Here is a 17,816-nt window from a genome sequence, read left to right as displayed (position 1 = left end):
TCAATGGAAAAAGAAAAAATGGTTTTTGAACACAGTCCCGTCTATCCCTATGATCCTACTGTTGGTAAATATCATATGGTACTACCACCTTTCATTCAACCTTGGGAATATAATGGTTGGCAGGCCGAAACCATGTCATGGAAAAAAACATGTTCTATCAGCGCCCAATTAAACCCCAATACTTGCTCTAAAATTGTCGGACCAGATGCATTGAAATTTTTATCAGATTGTACAACCAATGGTTATAAGAACTTTGCAGTTGGACGCTGCAAGCATGCAGTTATGACTGATGACCAGGGACGCGTTTTAACACATGGTCTTGTATTGCGAATGAACGAAAATGAAGTCATGACTTATTCACTTTCTCCATGGTTAGATTATGCTGCAACCAAGAAGGATTACGACATGGAAATCATTGACTGGTCCATGAATGATTTTAATTTCCAATGTGGTGGTCCTCGTGTTCTCGAAATGCTGGAGACTGCTACAGGTGATGATCTTCATGATATCCCTTTCATGGGACATCGTCAGAGCAGCATTAATGGGAAGCCGGTAACTATCCTGAGAATGGGAATGTCGGGAACATTGGGGTATGAAGTGCATGGTAATATGGAAGACGCAGCCGAACTTTATGAAATCGTTTATGAAGCAGGCAAGAAATTTGGCGTTGAACGTTTGGGCTGGCTTTGTTATGCTGCTAATCATACTGAAAATGGATTCCCACAGGAAGCCTTCCATTTTAAAACTGCATCTATCGAAGACGAAGGTTTTCTAAAATATCTAGCCGATCTGGGATATGACCCATATGAATGGCCATTGGGTGGAGAATACAGTGGTAGCAGCGGAGCTGATCTTTCAAAAAGAATGAGAAATCCAGTCGAACTGGGTTGGGCAAATTCGATTTCATTAAATCATGATTTTCCGGGTAAAGCAGTAATTGAAAAACTACTGGCAAAACCAGAACGAAAAACGGTCACCTTAATCTGGAATCAGGATGATATTATTGACATCTTTAAATCCCTGTTCCAAACAGAAGAAGACCCGTATAAGATTTTAAATTTCCCTCTGGAAGATATTGGTTTGACCAGTGGCGGTGGTATCCGCTTATTTCAGGACGATGTATTTGACAAAGATGGTAAGTTGATTGGTTACTCATCAGGACGTGAATACACGTTGCATCAACGTCTTATTTTCTCAATGGGGTGTATAGATATTGACGAAGCAGAAATTGGCAACGAAGTATTTGTTTTATGGGGGGAACCAGGAACACGACAGAAAAAAGTCAGAGCGACAGTTGATGTGTTCCCAATTCTTTCAAAGAAAATGGTAATGAACAAAGACTTTGATGTTGAAACCATACCACATATTAACCAGAAATAGAAGATTTACAGTTTTGTTAATTATAATTTTCAAATCCGGGCATTTTTGCTCGGATTTTGTCATATTAACTCAATATTTTCTGTTGCTAAATCAAGTCAGTTCATCAATTTTATCAAAATTACTATGTGAACTTCCAGTCGTGTAACCAAAAATATTCTGACAAAACAGATCTCTTTAATGAATAATCGATTGGCGACTCGGAAGATATCCTGATTTAAAAGTATCAGGTGGTGAGTCGTTTTACCAATTGATCGTCGTTTGCTATTCCATTGAAATTGAGATCTCTCTGATCTTCTTTAATAATTTGCAAGTTGAGTTCCATTTTTAACCAATGTCATTCGTATAAAACATATGAAAAAAAATAAAATATTCCTCTATTTTGAAGCTTAGTTTTGAACCTCATAACTGATAAAATCATAAACATCAAAAAATTATATTGAAAGAACAGCAAAGGTGGAGTAGAAAAATGTCAAGAATTGAAGAAGTAAAAGTTTTAGTAGAAACAGGGAAGTCAAAAAAAGTGGCGACTGCCGTTCAGGAAGCCCTCGATGCAGGTGATAAAGCTCAGGATATTCTGGATGCTATGATTGCCTCTATGGGTGTAGTGGGAGAGAAATTCTCATCTGGTGAAATATTTGTTCCAGAAATGTTAATTGCTGCCAAAGCCATGTCAAAAGGGGTTGAAGTAATAAAACCAATTATGGCGGGAGAAAACTCCAACTCGTTAGGAACTTGTATCATGGGAACGGTTGCCGGAGATCTTCACGATATCGGAAAAAACCTGGTGGTCATGATGCTTGAAAGTGCCGGGTTTGATATGGTCGATCTGGGCGTGGATGTACCTGCGGAAAAATTTGTGGAAGCGATTAAAGAAAGTGAAAACGTGGTACTAGTGGCTTGCTCTGGTCTTTTAACAACCACCATGCCAGCCTTGAAAGAAGCGGTGCAAACTATTAAAACAGCTTATCCGGAAATGAAAGTAATTGTCGGGGGTGCTCCAGTTACTCAGGAATACGCCAACGAAATTGGTGCCGATGGCTATGCCCCCGATGCAGGTAGCTCGGCATCAAAAGCAAAAGAACTAATCGGTGCTTAGAATTTTAAGTCGTTTAAAAGAATTTGTGATTAAGAAAGGATACTAAATATGGGAAAGATAAATTTTAAGGAGACTGAGTTACAGGGACAAGGCATGTATGAGTATGAAGGAACTTGGTATGGGTTACCTTATGCACCGGTTGAGCGTCTTATGCCACCGATTTCGCCAGCTGAAAATTTCAAAAGATGTTTAGACGGCAAAGCATTTGAGTGGATTCCAGATGGTACGTGTGATATGGTTGATATCACACCTCACTGTATTCCGGATGTGGATGCTAGCGATTATGAAGGTGGCATAGATACCTTTGGTGTAAAATGGGTAGCTCTTGAGAATGGCTTACCGGCAATGGTAGAACCGGGAAAACCAGCGCTTAAAGACATTTCCGAGTGGAAAAATCTTGCCTGGCCGGATGTGTCCTCGTGGGATTGGGAAAACTTTGGCAAAAGATATCAGGAAAAAATTGGTACGGAGCGAATCAAACGGGGCGTAATGTTGTCGAGTTATTTTGAGCGCCTAATTTCCCTGATGGATTTTGAAGGAGCTGCTATGGCACTTGTTGAAGATCCGGAAGAAGTTGAGGAATTTTTTAATAAATTGACAGATTATCACATTGAAGTAGTAAATCATTACAAAAAATATTTCGATGTTGATGTGATTATGGCTCACGATGACTGGGCAGCACAACGATCGCCATTTTTTTCAATTAATACCGTTAGAGCACTACTTGTGCCGCAATACAAACGTTTTGTCCAGCATTGTCATAATCTTGGTATATATTTTACACTTCACAGTTGTGGAAATGGTAAAATTCTCGCACCTGCAATGATTGAAGCTGGAATTGATTCCTGGCAATTACAGCAAAATGCCATGGATCTTGAAGAAGTGGTCGATTTATATGGGGATGCATTGGGATTGGAAGCTTATTTTGAAATCACTCAAGATGATGAAGCCGCCAAACAATTTATTATTGAGCAAATGCGGTTGTTTTCAAAAGTAAAAAAACCGACAATTTCATTCTATGATATGAAAGAAGAGAGAAGCTTTGATGTTCGCCGATTTATTTATGAAGAAGCAAGAAAAGCAGCTTTAACAAGATCAAATTAAGCTGGGGTAGATGAGGTAATTATGACCAGGAAATTTCTTTCTGGTCATTTTTTCTGCGAACAAAAATTGAAACGAGGTGTAAATTTATGGAAAATGAAAAAAATCTAACTATGAAAATGATTTCATCTTATGGAGTTCCAGTTGTGTTGATTAACTTCATAATGGCCGTTGCCTTTGGTGTTATCTTAAATCAGAATTGGTCGGAACAATCCGGGAACAGTCACATATATTTTGAATTGTCAATCATATTCGTTTTAGGTTTGGCTCTAATGATTGGGGTCATTTTTTATTCGTTGAAGAAAATAGCGAAAACAATTTCTGCAAATAGCGAAAACGAGCGTGTATTAATAGAAATGATGAATTATTATACTCTGTTAGCTGAAAAAATTGTTGAAGGTGATTTCGCTGATGTGAATGAGCCCGTTTTTAATGAGGAGGCCAAGAGTAAGCTAGAGAATAATCTGAAACAGATAGTCAATTTTCTGAAGTATGCCAAAATTGAACTCCAACGCATTTTAGAACAGGCAAACGCGGGAATATTTGATGACCAGATTGGGATGCTAAAATGTTCAAGCAGTGGTGAGAAATTAATACAAATGTTTAATCAGATCCTTGCAAAGGCAGCAGAGAAAATATTTTGGTATGAATCCATTCTGGATGCAATTCCCTATCCAATTCATGTCCTGGATTTAAATGGGATTGAACTTCATATGAACACTGCTTTGGAAAAATATCTAGCAGATGCTGGACAATATCCCAACCGTGAAGCCGCGTATGGGTATAAAAGCTGTGAGGCGAAACTGGAACAGTGTAATTCACCAGAGTGCCCGGATGATTGCAGTGTCAAGCGGTTATTGGTAGAGAACCTGACAGAAACGAATTTTTTCTTTGAAGGCATGTATGGCAAAATGAACACAGCTTATCTAAAAAACAAGCAGGGCAAAAATGTAGGTATTGTTGAGATCAGTGCCGATATCACACCAACGATGAGTGTAAACGATTATACTCAGGCAGAAATTGCCCGACTGGAGAAAAATCTCTATCGTTTGGCAAAGGGAAATCTGGATTTCGACTTGGAAATCTCAATGGGTAATGCGTATACGACAGAAGTATATGAGCATTTTAAAGCAATTGGCAGGAGCCTGAAAGAGGTCAAGAAATCAATTGATAATTTAATTGAAGATAGTATGATGTTGACAAATTCGGTATTGAAAGGTGATTTAGGTGTAAAGGCAGATGAAGAAAAATTCAGCGGATCCTGGAAAGCACTGATTAGTGGAATGAATCAGATACTGACGGTTATTGCTAGTCCAATTATAGAGGTTGCAACAGTGATGGATGCGATTTCAAAAGGTAATCTTGATCAATCAGTCAGTGGGATCTATGAAGGTGAGTTCGAAAAATTGAAGAAATCTGTCAACAATACAACCTTATATTTGAAACAGGTTATGGCAGAAATTACAGAAGTGACCGGGAAAATGGGGAAAGGTGATTTGAACATTTCTGCAGTCAATGTATTCCATGGCGACTTTTCAGAAATTTCACTGGCATTGAACAAGATTGTTGAAACATTAAACATCTTAATGAATGATGTAAATATTGCTGCACAACAGGTTACAGTTGGATCAAATCAGGTTTCTGTAAGCAGTCAGTCTCTTGCACAGGGGTCCACTGAGCAGGCAAGTTCTATTGAAGAACTTATGGCATCGTTTGTAGAAATTGCCGAGCAGACAAAATATAACGCAATCAATGCTAATGCTGCAAAAGAGCAGGTTTTACTTGTTCGGGAGAAGGCTGGAAATGGGAATCAAAAAATGTCAGAAATGCAGGAATCAATGATTAAAATCAACCAATCATCAAAAGATATTTCCAGGATTATCAAAGTTATTGACGAGATTGCCTTTCAGACAAATATTCTGGCACTGAATGCTGCGGTCGAAGCGGCCAGGGCCGGGCAGCATGGTAAGGGTTTTGCTGTAGTAGCCGAAGAAGTTCGGACACTGGCAGCAAGAAGTGCCGAGGCCGCAAAAGAAACTACGATTTTAATTGAAGATTCCATTGAAAACGTCGAAGGTGGCACAAAAATCGCTAGTGAAACAGCCGCTGCTTTAACGGAAATCGTCAATGAGATAGTTACAATAACAGATTTAATGGAAACTATTGCGAAGGCGTCTAGTGAACAGGCCACTGGTATTGCTCAGGTTAATACCGGGATTGAAATGGTGGGCCATGTGGTACAGCAGAATTCAGCTATAGCAGAACAATCTGCTGCTGCCAGTCAGGACCTATCTGGCCAAGCAGCGGTTTTACAGGAAATGATCGGTCAATTTGAACTGCGAGAGGATTAAGATTCCCGCTTGTTATGAGCGAGAATCTTAAAAGCGATCATTAAAGTCAGTCGTACATCGGGGTCAGCTAAGTCCATTTGTAAAATGTCGATGATTTTTTCGATTCGGTATATAAAGGTGCTGCGATGTAGAAAGGTCTGACGGGTCGTCTCAGCGATATGCATATTGTTTTCCAGATGAATTCGCAACAGATCGGCGTAATCCGTTCCTTTTAGTGCATCGTACTCTAACAGACGTAGAAGTCCGGCCGGGTAGAAAAGCTCAGGGATGGTTTTTACATTGCATTTTGAGACAATATAAGGAAGGATATAATCTTCAAATTTATACAAATTAGAGGAAGCGTTCAGCTGTCTGCCAAGGGTGGCCGCATTTAATGCTTGAAGGTGGTAGTAATAAAAGTTTTTAAAATCAGAAAAAACAGAACTGATTCCGGCGTGAATGTGATTAGTCTTTAATTGCTTGTCAAATAAGTCAAGAATTTCATCTTGGGTTCTGGAGGATTTGCTCAGATTAAAAAGAAAAATGAGATTATCCTGGTAAATGATATAACAATTATGGGTATTGATCCGGGATAAATGATATGCCAAGGCGGTCATGGGATCTTCGTCTTTGTCTGGATGGAGCTGTTCAATGCAAATGCAGAAATAATGGTCATTTACCAACCATTTGTTTTCTCGGAGAACCGATTCGATTTTCTCGGCGGGAACCAGTTTGTGATCCAGAAGTCGTTTCAAAACAGACTGAAGTTCCCGAGGCTGATTGAGATTATTTAAATCTTTTTGATGAAGCCCTAGCTGAAGCGCATCAGCAAGAACCTTGATCAAGGCTAAATCTCGCTCGGTAAAGGGACGGATAATTTCATCAATGCAGAGCCGAGCGATAAATTCCCCGTCGTTGCGAAGATTGTAAAACAGGGTGCGAAAACCATAAAGTCGATCTGAATAGATGGCCGGTTCGGTTTTCGTAGCAGCTTCATTGTATTCCGGATCCGTATTCAGTTTATTGACTTCTTCAATACTGAGATATTCGAAGGTGCTGGCAACAGCGACGTAGCTTTCCGGAATTGGATTATGTTTGTCAACAACGATAAAGACGGTTTTAAAACTGGATTCGTACAAAGAAATCGGATTGCTGAAAATATCAATAGAGGCTTCTCCCAAGGATTTGAGAGGGAGTCGCTGATTATTGATGTTTTGCATTTTCTTTTCCCATTGGTTGTAAAATTGAAATAAATCAGTCAGGCGATTCAATAGATCATAAAGCTGAATAGGTTTGGTGGTGTAGAGAATGTTGCAGTTGGAAGTCAGCAGATAACTCGGGGGAACGCCGATGCAAATGAAAGAGGGGCGGTTTTTCAGGTTTAAGATACTCGGCATGTTATCAGCTTCGATGATGTATAATCGGTCTTCCGTGAGATTGGTTTGCGAGGTATAGATTACCGGGTGCGTCAGCTGTCGAACCAGGCAATCATCCAGGATCCGGCTTTCAAATTTCAGATCGTTCAGGTCTTCTTTGATAATTTGCAAGTTTAATTCCATTCGCAGGCTCCTTTAGTTAAAATGTACGAAAAAGATGTTTCTTTTCCTCTGTTTTGAAGACTATCATATACTTATAATAGCTGATAAAATCGTAAAAGACAAGATAAATAACATAAATATCGTATTATTGCGAATAATCGTATTGTTATTAATGATAATTATTTCGATTTTTATAAAGACAATATATTATAAGTCTTTGATAAAAAAATATTAAAAATGATTAAATTAGTAGTAAATCATCATAAATTAATTGAAAGTCGGGAACATTTCCCGTTTCGATTTTTTTATAAAGACTTAAAAAAAGGAGAAAAAACATGTCAAAAATTCAAGAAGTAAAAGAGTTGGTTGAAGGTGGAAAATCTAAAAAAGTAGCGGCTGCCGTTCAAAAAGCATTGGAAGCAGGTGATAAAGCACAGGATATTCTAGATGCCATGGTTGCATCCATGGGCGTTGTAGGCGAAAAATTCTCAGCCGGTGAAATTTTTGTGCCGGAAATGTTGATCGCTGCCAAAGCCATGTCTAAAGGTGTTGAAGAGTTAAAACCGGTGATGGCTGGGGATTCATCTAGTTCTTTAGGTACCTGTATTATGGGAACCGTTGCTGGAGATTTACATGACATTGGGAAAAATCTGGTTGTGATGATGTTAGAAAGTGCTGGTTTTGATATGGTTGATTTGGGTGTAGACGTCCCAGCGGAACGCTTTGTTGAAGCGATTAAAGAAAATGATAACGTCGTTTTGGTGGCCTGTTCAGGTTTACTAACAACTACCATGCCAGCATTAAAGGAAGCGGTACAGACCATTAAAGCAGCAATGCCGGAAATGAAAGTAATTGTTGGTGGTGCGCCAGTGACTCAGGAATATGCCGATGAAATAGGGGCTGATGGTTATGCGCCGGATGCTGGTAGTTCTGCAGCTAAAGCAAAAGAATTAATCGGAGCATAATACAATTTAAAACTGATAAAATTTATTATAGGGATATAAAAGGAGAAAAGATGTTAACAGCAAAACAGAATTTACAAGAGACTATTAAGGGTGGGAAGCCAGATCGCTTTGTCAATCAGAATGAATTTCTGGAGTTTGTCTTTGAAGCACCGATGACCTCATTCTGCACAGGTCCAGGCACAGAAATTGAGGATGAGTGGGGCATCCTGTGGCGATGGCCCGAAGGTCAATTGGGACCCTTCCCGGTTCACGATGAGGAACACAAAGTAATCAAAGACATCACTGAGTGGAAGCAATACGTCAAAACACCAGACCATTATAAAAATCCCGAGGCCTGGATTGAGGCAAAGGAACATGTCAAACAGATTGATCAGAATGAAAAGTACATCACCATTATGTTTTTTCCGGGCATTTTTGAAATGACTCATTCCCTGATGGGAATGGAAGACGCATTGATGGCTCTTTATGAAGAACCCGAAGCAATGCATGAGTTGATCGATTGGTACACCGACTATCTACTCGACTATGCAAAGGTTTTAATTGAACAGATTGGACCAACAGCCATTTATCAGCATGATGATTGGGGTAGCCAAATTTCAACGTTTATGTCTCCTGAAACGTTTAAAGAATTTTTCTTACCGTCTTATAAGAAGATTTTTAGTTTCTACAAAGAGAATGGCGTGGAACTGATCCTTCATCACAGTGACTCTTATGCAGCAACTCTGGTGCCATCAATGATCGAAATGGGTATTGATATCTGGCAGGGCGTGATGACAACCAACAATATCCCGGCTCTGATTAAAGAATATGGCGGGAAAATTTCGTTCATGGGCGGAATTCACAGCGGCGAAGTTGACTTTCCCGAGTGGAATGAAGCCATCATCAAAGAGCATGTAGACAGAATCTGTAAGAAATGCGGACAACTATATTTTATACCCAACCTGACCCAGGGAGCTGATGTTAGTTCCTTCCCGGGGGTATACGAGGCGGTGACGGCGGAAATTGACCGGATCAGCAAGGAAATGTTTTAATAACTAAATAAGAGCTTCGCTGTCATATCATTTTGACTGCGAAGCTAAAATGATATGAAAAGGGGGTCATTTATGAACATTAAGTCCGAAAAAATCAGAAATACTATGTTGATGGTCACACTGATTTGTGTAACCATCGCGTTGATGGGAGACATGGTCATTATTCCGGTGGCTGGCAATATCTTTGAGGAGTATGCCAATGCCAATATGGCAGTTTTAAATTTTATTTTATCCGGGCCGGCATTAATCGGTGCGTTTAGCGGGTTGATAGCTGGAAAACTGATGCAGTATTTAAGTAAGAAAAAATTACTGCTAGTTTCTTTCGCCATTTTTAGTGTTGGGGCTATTTTTGGTTATACTGTTCATGATGCTAATTACATGGCAGCCATGAGAGTGCTGGTTGGTATCGGTATGGGGATGGTTTCGGTAATAGCCATGGCAATTATTGCCGATGTCTTTGTTGATGAAGACAAAAGAAGCTCGATGGTGGGAGTATATAACGGTGGGATGGCGGCAGTGGGGGCTGCATTAGGATGGATTTCAGGATTTGTGGCAACACTGGGCTGGACAACGGTATTTTACATTTATTTGGTTGCAATTCCGATTCTGGTGATGATCATCTTTTTTATACCGGCAGATAAAGTCACAGTGACTGGAGCAGTCGATCAGACCCAGGCCGGAAGCGGCAATGATCAAATTAATTGGCTCAGCCTGATGGCACTGTGCGGAGCGTTTCTGATTTTCAACATTATTTATTGTATCGTATATTATAAGATTTCAATGATCGTTTCAGAGAAGGCTATTGGTGATGTGGCTTTTGTCGGCACCTTATCGGCGCTGGGAACCATTGGCAGTTTTATTGCGTGCATGTTTTTTGGCAAATACTATGCAGTCTTAAAACGGGCAACCCCTATTTTAGCTTATGTTCTGATGGCACTGTGTTTTTGTTTGTTATATTTTTCAGCAAACCCTGCGATTGCCAGTGTTGCCTGTACCTTACTGGGTGCTACCTATGGGGTTGGGATATCCTACTATTTTATGCATTGCACAATGATTGTGCCGGAATCACAAATACCAATTTCGATTTCTTTTACATCTTTTGCCATGAGTATTGGTTCATTTCTTTCAGTTTATGTGGCTGCTTTTATTCAGGGATTTATGGGCGTTGAAACAATTACTGAGATCATGCCGATATTGATTGGAATACTGTTAATAGGGGCTGTTTTGTCAGCAATTTTGACCATTAAAGAGAAAAAAGCAGCAAAGCTATAATTTGCATTTTGAAAATAATTTTAAGGAGAAAAAAATGATTATTATTGGAGAAAAAATTAACGGTGCCATTCCTTCAACAGGAAAGGCCATTGTCGAAAAAGATGCGGAATTTATCCGCAATCTGGCGATTAAACAAGCAGAAGCTGGAGCTGATTTTATTGATGTCTGTGCCTCAGTAGATGATGACATCGAACTGGAAACCATGAAATGGTTGATTGACATTGTTCAGAATGCCACTGATGTGCCAATTGCTGTGGACAGCCCCAATGTCTACACCTGCATCGAATCGATGAAGTATTGTAAAAAACCGGGCCTGTTCAACTCCGTGTCGTTAGAAGGTGACAAGGTTGATGTGGCATTTAAAATAATCGCTGACACCAAATGGGAATGTGTGGCGCTCTTAAATAGCGATAAGGGGATTCCTAAAACTGCCAAAGACCGTTTGGATGTGTTTACTGATCTGATGGCTAAATGTAAAGAATATAACATCGATTCGTCGAGAATGCATATCGATCCCTTAATTGAAATGTTGTGTACCTCAGAAGACGGCATCAACATGGTCACCGAAGTGATCCGGGAAATCAAGAAACAATACCCCACCATCCATGTCACCGGTGCGGTCAGCAACATTTCCTTCAATCTGCCGGCCCGCCGGATTGCTAACCAGGCCTTTGCGGTTCTGGCCATGAACGCCGGCATGGACAGCTTTATCCTCGATCCTTTAAACAAGGACATGATGGGAATGCTCTATGCTACCGAAGCGATGATGGGCGAAGATGAATTTTGCATGGAATACATTGGTGCATTCCGCGAAGGAATTTTTGTAAAATAGGAAATTAAGAGGTCCCAAAAGAATAACTTAGGCAGGAAAAATAATTTTCCTGTCTCTTTTTTTTTGAAACCAGCAAATCTACACTTCAAATTTATCGTTAAAAAGTGATTTTTGGAAACTTAAAGTTAATACAAAATGTAGGAAAAAAAAGAAAAAATACCTACATTTTAAAACTGATATATTGGAAGGTTGATTGATATAATCGTAAATATAAAAGTTTTAATATTGAAAACAAATACAAATCCGGATTTTAAATAATGTATTTGAAAGAAATTGATTTTTTACAGGAATGGAGTGATGTACACTAAGTTTATGTCCAAATTAAGTTTATGTCCAAATAGAGTTTGGTTAAAGTTATGCGTTGGTGAATAGAGAAAAAGATCATAAAAAATTGTAGGAATTATTTTAGATAGTTTCACCACGCTAAAGTGATTGCAAATAATAATAAAAAGTAGAAAAGAGGTTTAAAATGAATATTAAATCAGAAAAACTCAGAAATGGCATGCTGATGTTGACATTGATTCTGGTAACGATTGCATTAATGGCGGATATGGTGATTATACCAGTTGCCGAAAATTTATTCAGTGAGTTTGGGGATGCTAATGTTGCTATCTTGAATTTTATTTTGACAGGTCCCGCACTGATCGGTGCCTTTTCAGGATTGGCTTTTGGCAAACTAATGCAATATATTAGCAAAAAAAAGCTGCTGATTATTGCTTTTGCCATTTTTAGTATTGGTGCTATTTTGGGATTTGCAGTACACAATGCTTACTTTATGGCAGCGATGAGAGTCCTAGTAGGAATTGGCATGGGGTCCCTGGGTGTTATTTCCATGGCAATTATCGCTGATATTTTTAACGATGAGTCGAAACGAAGCTCAATGTTAGGGATTTTCAATGGTGGAATGGCTGCAGTTGGTGCGGCAATTGGCTGGATTTCAGGTTTTGTAGCGACATTGGGCTGGTCTATGGTATTTCGTATTTATCTGGTTGCCATTCCAATATTAATCATGATTTTCCTGTTTGTTCCTGCAGATGAAACAGTACCTGTAAAAGAAAATAAAGACGATGTCGACGGTAGTGTCGATGAAAAAATGCCATGGACGAAGGTTATCGCACTTGGGGTAGCGTTCTTAATATTTAGTAGTGTTTATTGTATTGCTTTTTATCAGATATCAATGATTGTTACTGAAAAAGCCATTGGAGACGTTACCTTTATCGGCACGATTTCAGCGCTCGGCACAGTGGGGAGTTTTGTAGCATGTTTTTTATTTGGTAAAACCTATGGATTTTTTAAACGAAGTACCCCCATTGTTGCCTATACAGTAATGGCTCTGAGTTTTTGTATGTTGTATTTTTCATCCAGTTCGATCATTGCCGCCATTGCTTGTACCTTGTTAGGTGCGATGTATGGTATGGGAATGTCCTATTATTTTATGCATTGCACTATGATCGTGCCGGAATCACGAATTCCTATGTCTATCGGCTTCACGTCTTTCTGTATGAGTATTGGCACATTCCTCTCTGTATATATAGCTACCTTTTTACAGAGCGTCATGGGCGTGACAACCATTACTGAGATCATGCCGGTTTTAATTACTACTTTGGCTGTTGGTGCAGTGTTATCAGCAGTCTTTACTATTAAAGATCGTAAAACAGGTCTGGTAAACAGTCCAGAACATGAGATGTCTGAATAATCATCATTTATTTGAACTGCATTTGGAAATCTAATGACCAGACAAGTCAAGATGATGACTTGTCTGGTTGATTTTTACAAATATGGAAGGAATCCACAAAATGAAACATTCATTTATTATAAAATTAACCATCATTTCAATGAGTTTTGCAATGATGTCCGATTCGGTTGTGGTGCCACTGGTTTCTCAGATTTTTGCCACATATCCGGAGGCAAGTGCTTTTTCACAGAATTTTATTATCAGTGGGACGGCTCTGATGATGACTATGGTTTCGCTACTTTCTGGGAAATTGGCTCAACATTTCAGTAAAAAAGACTTGCTGATCGTTGGGTTCAGTCTTTTTGCTATTGCTGGTATTGTCAGTGGTTTAGTGAATAATATTGTTATGCTATCAGTCTGCAGAGGGCTGACTGGTGTCGCCATGGGACTTATCTCTCCGTTGGCATTGGGTTTAATATCGGAATTATACACGGACATCAAAGAACGCAGTGGGATTATCGGGGTTTATAATGGCATGATGGCAGCATTTGGGGCTGCTATGTCCATCGCAGCGGGATATATTGCAGTGACAAATTGGCAAGCAGCTTTTTTCATCAATGCGATTGCTATACCGGTACTAATTCTCACCATCGTTTTTCTTCCGCGCACACCGCCGGAAAAACAGGTCAATCATGATAGTATTAAAGTAGACGCTCCAATCAGAGAAAAAATCCCAGCTTTGAAACTTACTGCAATCTCGGTCTCAGCTTTTTTTATGAATACTCTTTATTGTGTTATTTTCTATTGCATCGCCTTGTATATAACCGATCGAAATCTTGGGGATTCATCTGTGATTGGAATTTTATCATCGTTGGGGACCTTGGGTTCTTTTTCCATTGGGATGATTTTTTCGGTTATTTATATGCGAACTAAAAGGTTTTCTCCAACAATCTTTTTCATCCTTCTGGCAGCCAGCTATTTTGTCTTAAGCTTGCCGGTGGGGATTATTCCAGTTGGCTTGGCATGTGTTGTTGGCGGTGCCTGCTACGGCATGTCCTATTCTTATTATATTGTAGAAATATCGGAAGTCATGCCTGCTCATGCAGTCTCAATAGGGATGGCTATTATCACTTCAGTGATCGGCGTTTCCATGTTTCTGGCTCCTTATGTTATTAGTGTTTATGAAAGTATTTTTAACCTGCATTCTATCAGCGAAACGTTTTTATATATCGCCATCACACTACTGACATGCGGAACTTTGTCGTTGATTTTGAGCTTAAGAGAACGTAAACTCCTGATTACCAGCTCGTTGGAATAGACGGTTGAAAAAGTATTTGAAAAAATTAGATAATATTTCAAATAGTATTTGTGAAAGTATTTAAAGATTTGAATTATTGTCGTTACATATGGGAGGGTGCGCCAAGGGAATGCGATTTGTATAAATGATATTAAAAATAATTATGACGATACTCTTCAATGCAAATTGTCACCTCAAAACGGTACGGATCATCTCCACAAAGGAAATTGACAAATAAACTTAAGTAATTATTAAAAATTTCATATGTTTTTTTTAATAATTGTCGTACATACGGTAGGGTACGCCCAGGGCACGCCATAAATCGCAGTGTTATCCCATTCGCAAGTTTCTTGTGGATGGGATTTTTTACATTTTAACCGATAGAAATAACATTTGTAATTTCCTCCTTTTTATAAAGCGCATCAATGAGTGATGCTATTTTCGTTTTTCTTAGAAATAATATCTTTTACACAGCTGTGATTTTTATTGATCCGGATGGTTAAGCCCAGGTTAAAGCAAATAATTCGCCCTGTCGCATTCCAGTATCTAGGGCGGTATTAAAGAGCGTTGAATCATTGAAATTTTTCGCAAGCTGAATATTTCTTTTCAATAACAAAGGGGTGTGTAGTAGTCGTGTGATTGCTGCACACCCTTTTTGTTGTGCTTAAAATTTGATTTAAGAAGGATCAGACAGCTAAATAATGAGGGTGGGGACAACGTTAGAGCACCGAAAACAGAAGCGTGGTGTGGTAGAGCCTAAATAATAAATCTATTCGGCTTTTTAATGTGCTGCTGCATTAAAATGTCGTCATTGGGGATGAGAATGTAAACCCAAGTAAAATAATCACGGTTCGGGGAAAACTTCGGGAGAGATTTTGGATTCGTTAAGGTGTTTATCACCTTTGTAGTTTGGACGAAGGATGATGAGAATCCAGTGGTCATGAAAAAACAACCTATCCAGCAGACTTTTTTAATAAATGATGTAGAAATGACAAGCTTTATGCTTTTTTGTATATTCCGACAGTGAAATCCCATCTGCACGGACAAACTGGGCTCTTCCGCAAAAAGCCGTCTATTAAGCTATATATTAAACCTGAAGTGATATAATAAAAGCATCAAATAGCTAGAAAGGGTGGTAAAAATGGATTCGCCAAATACTCTGATTTTGGATCATTACTTCCCATCCGATGTTTTAAAGATCACGGAAGTAATTGAAACGGATAAAATCATTATCCATATGAAATCTCTTTCCAAAACCTGTATCTGTCCCAGGTGTCACCAGACACTTAAGCATTATCACGGTACCTATACAAGAAAAGTTCAGGATCTTCCCATACTGGGAAAAAATGTTCAGCTCAGGATTAAAGCCCATGAGTACATTTGTGACAATGAAGCGTGCCCGGTTAGAACCGTTGCTGAAACATTCAATGGCTTTCTTAATGCAAACCGAAGAATGACTCAGCGCTGTGAAGATTTCATCTGTATGCTGGCAATGGAAACCAGTTGTGAGGGGTGCGCACGGATCTGTCAGGCAATGAACCTGCATATCAGTGGTGACAGTGTGATCCGCTTTCTGACAGAACATTATGAGGCTCAGCCGGCTCCGGTTTGTGGTGAAACGATCGGTGTCGATGATTTCGCATTCAAAAAAAGAAGCCGGTACGGAACGGTGATTGTTGATGAAGCCACACACAAACCGGTTGCGGTCCTTAACGGTCGTGACAGCAGCACGCTCAAGGCCTGGCTGCGGCAGAACCGACAGGTCAAGCGGATCACTCGAGACCGGGCCGGAGCCTATGCTTCCGCCATTGGGGAAATCCTTCCTGATGCCATGCAGATTGCCGACCGGTTTCATCTACACCAGAATCTTTTGGAGGCCGTTCAGAACGCACTCAAATCGGTTGTTCCGACTGATATAAAAATACCAATTGATCTGGGTCATTCTGATAATCAGCAACCGGAAGAAAAAATTGCATCCGATCGTTTTAAAAAAAAATGATATCCCAGAAAAACCGGTCATTTATGATGAAAACCGGATCCAACTCTACAATGGAATAAAGGAGCATATTAATGCCGGTTTCAGTTCCCGACAAATTGCAATAATCTTCCATTGTAGCAGAAATACAGTTCGCAAGTATATGAATGGAGATTTTGATGCATTATGTCGCCGCGAACTGCTGAGCGGGGCTGATCGTTATTATGATTTCATTATGAAATCATTGGCTTCCGGAATGATCCGTAAAGACATCTATCGCGAGATAAAAAAACAGGGCTATACCGGAAAACTGACCGCCGCATATGACTATATGAACAAATTGATTGAGGTGCACGGCATTGAAATCGCTGTTTATCGAAGCGCTTCGATTGAGTCTATCTGCCGAAAGAAACAGTTAAACAAATTTGACCATATAACCCGGAGAAGTATCTTCCGGTTTCTCTGGATGAATGATGCTGTTGTATCCGGGTATCGTGACTACCTGATGGACAGATACCCGATTATCGGTGAGCTTTACAAATGCATTAAAGAATTCCGCCAGATCTTCAAAGAAAAAAGTTTACCTCAACTGTATTTGTTTATAGACAGATACAAAAAATCTGAGATCAAACAGCTGGCAGTTTTTGCATCTGGTCTGGAAAAAGATCTTGATGCAATCGAAAATGCTGTTGTCAGTGATTTGTCAAACGGATTTGTGGAAGGGGTCAACAACAAACTTAAAATGATAAAAAGAACCATGTATGGCCGGTGCGGTCAAAAATTATTGACGGCCAAACTGATGTATGATCCGTATTTAAAATCGGGATAACGGATGTTTGCGGAAGAACCCGGTTTGACCGTGCAGATGGGATTTCACGGTCGGAATATACATTTTTTGCATTCAGGATTTCTACGCCCTTTTTTAGTGATTGAAAAAGAAAATAAAAGTGTTTTGATCGCAATCACAAACTTTTCAACATGGGTAGATATGGTAAATCTGTTTCCTCGGGAAACAGAAAACAATCAAGGAGGTTATTGATAAGAAAAATGAATCGCTGTGTTTAGACGTGTCAAAAAGGGGTTATTAGTAAGAATAACAGTCACAAAGGAGGTATATCAGTAAGAAAAGTGATGAAAATGATATGTTTCGACATTTGGATATAGTCACGAATCGGGTTTAGGATGATAAAACAAGAATTTGAGAGGTGAACTACAAATGAATTCTGTATTTGAAAGTTATGCCAATGTTGTTAAAAATGAGTGGGGTTATTATCCGGTATTTCCTCCGGGATATCCACTATCACTGGGTGATTTTGGATCGGTT

General features: G+C 39.4%; 13 protein-coding genes. 12 read left to right on the top strand and 1 reads right to left on the bottom strand.

Annotated elements, in window-relative coordinates; all coding sequences use genetic code 11:
- The first annotated feature begins 3 nt into the window (after positions 1 to 3).
- The 4 genes from ACWI_RS17420 (at position 4) to ACWI_RS17405 (ending at position 5,928) form a co-directional block, all read left to right on the top strand.
- The gene (locus ACWI_RS17420; protein WP_070372720.1) at positions 4 to 1,380 is read left to right on the top strand and encodes an aminomethyltransferase family protein; all 1,377 of its coding nucleotides are present in this window, start codon (positions 4 to 6) and stop codon (positions 1,378 to 1,380) included.
- A gap of 466 nt (positions 1,381 to 1,846) precedes the next feature.
- The gene (locus ACWI_RS17415) at positions 1,847 to 2,476 is read left to right on the top strand and encodes a corrinoid protein (protein WP_070372719.1); all 630 of its coding nucleotides are present in this window, start codon (positions 1,847 to 1,849) and stop codon (positions 2,474 to 2,476) included.
- A gap of 48 nt (positions 2,477 to 2,524) precedes the next feature.
- Positions 2,525 to 3,580 (top strand): uroporphyrinogen decarboxylase family protein, encoded by a 1,056-nt coding sequence (locus tag ACWI_RS17410; RefSeq protein WP_070372718.1) that lies wholly within the window; start codon positions 2,525 to 2,527, stop codon positions 3,578 to 3,580.
- Positions 3,581 to 3,666: 86 nt separating this feature from the next.
- On the top strand, positions 3,667 to 5,928 hold the full coding sequence (locus ACWI_RS17405) for a methyl-accepting chemotaxis protein (protein WP_070372717.1): 2,262 nt from the start codon (positions 3,667 to 3,669) through the stop codon (positions 5,926 to 5,928).
- On the opposite strand, the gene ACWI_RS17400 is transcribed toward ACWI_RS17405, so the two are convergent.
- The gene (locus ACWI_RS17400; RefSeq protein ID WP_070372716.1) at positions 5,925 to 7,466 is read right to left on the bottom strand and encodes a PucR family transcriptional regulator; all 1,542 of its coding nucleotides are present in this window, start codon (positions 7,464 to 7,466) and stop codon (positions 5,925 to 5,927) included. The genes ACWI_RS17405 and ACWI_RS17400 overlap by 4 nt on opposite strands.
- Before the next feature lie 314 nt (positions 7,467 to 7,780).
- Here ACWI_RS17400 and ACWI_RS17395 point away from each other — a divergent pair, with 314 nt between their 5' ends.
- From ACWI_RS17395 to ACWI_RS17360, 8 genes are all read left to right on the top strand, one after another.
- Positions 7,781 to 8,410 carry a corrinoid protein gene (locus tag ACWI_RS17395; protein ID WP_070372715.1) on the top strand — a complete coding sequence of 210 codons (630 nt, stop codon included), beginning with the start codon at positions 7,781 to 7,783 and terminating at the stop codon, positions 8,408 to 8,410.
- Between the two features lie 50 nt (positions 8,411 to 8,460).
- Entirely contained in the window at positions 8,461 to 9,441 is a 981-nt protein-coding gene (locus ACWI_RS17390; protein WP_070372714.1) for a uroporphyrinogen decarboxylase family protein, read from the top strand.
- A gap of 72 nt (positions 9,442 to 9,513) precedes the next feature.
- Positions 9,514 to 10,713, top strand: a complete 1,200-nt coding sequence (locus tag ACWI_RS17385) for an MFS transporter (protein ID WP_070372713.1) — start codon at positions 9,514 to 9,516, stop codon at positions 10,711 to 10,713.
- A gap of 34 nt (positions 10,714 to 10,747) precedes the next feature.
- Complete coding sequence (locus ACWI_RS17380) at positions 10,748 to 11,545, top strand: methyltetrahydrofolate cobalamin methyltransferase (protein WP_070372712.1); 798 nt, start codon at positions 10,748 to 10,750, stop codon at positions 11,543 to 11,545.
- A 469-nt stretch (positions 11,546 to 12,014) separates the two neighbouring features.
- On the top strand, positions 12,015 to 13,241 hold the full coding sequence (locus tag ACWI_RS17375; RefSeq protein WP_070372711.1) for an MFS transporter: 1,227 nt from the start codon (positions 12,015 to 12,017) through the stop codon (positions 13,239 to 13,241).
- A 100-nt stretch (positions 13,242 to 13,341) separates the two neighbouring features.
- Positions 13,342 to 14,538 carry an MFS transporter gene (locus tag ACWI_RS17370; RefSeq protein ID WP_070372710.1) on the top strand — a complete coding sequence of 399 codons (1,197 nt, stop codon included), beginning with the start codon at positions 13,342 to 13,344 and terminating at the stop codon, positions 14,536 to 14,538.
- Between the two features lie 1,120 nt (positions 14,539 to 15,658).
- Positions 15,659 to 16,516, top strand: a complete 858-nt coding sequence (locus ACWI_RS17365) for a transposase (RefSeq protein WP_070372709.1) — start codon at positions 15,659 to 15,661, stop codon at positions 16,514 to 16,516.
- Complete coding sequence (locus tag ACWI_RS17360) at positions 16,488 to 17,321, top strand: transposase (RefSeq protein WP_242871648.1); 834 nt, start codon at positions 16,488 to 16,490, stop codon at positions 17,319 to 17,321. The genes ACWI_RS17365 and ACWI_RS17360 overlap by 29 nt, the downstream gene beginning before the upstream one ends.
- The last annotated feature ends 495 nt before the right edge of the window (positions 17,322 to 17,816 follow it).

It is taken from the genome of Acetobacterium wieringae, assembly GCF_001766835.1.
GTDB lineage: Bacteria > Bacillota > Clostridia > Eubacteriales > Eubacteriaceae > Acetobacterium > Acetobacterium wieringae.
Note: the sequence above shows the minus strand (reverse complement) of the source record. Positions and strands in the feature narration are given on the sequence as shown.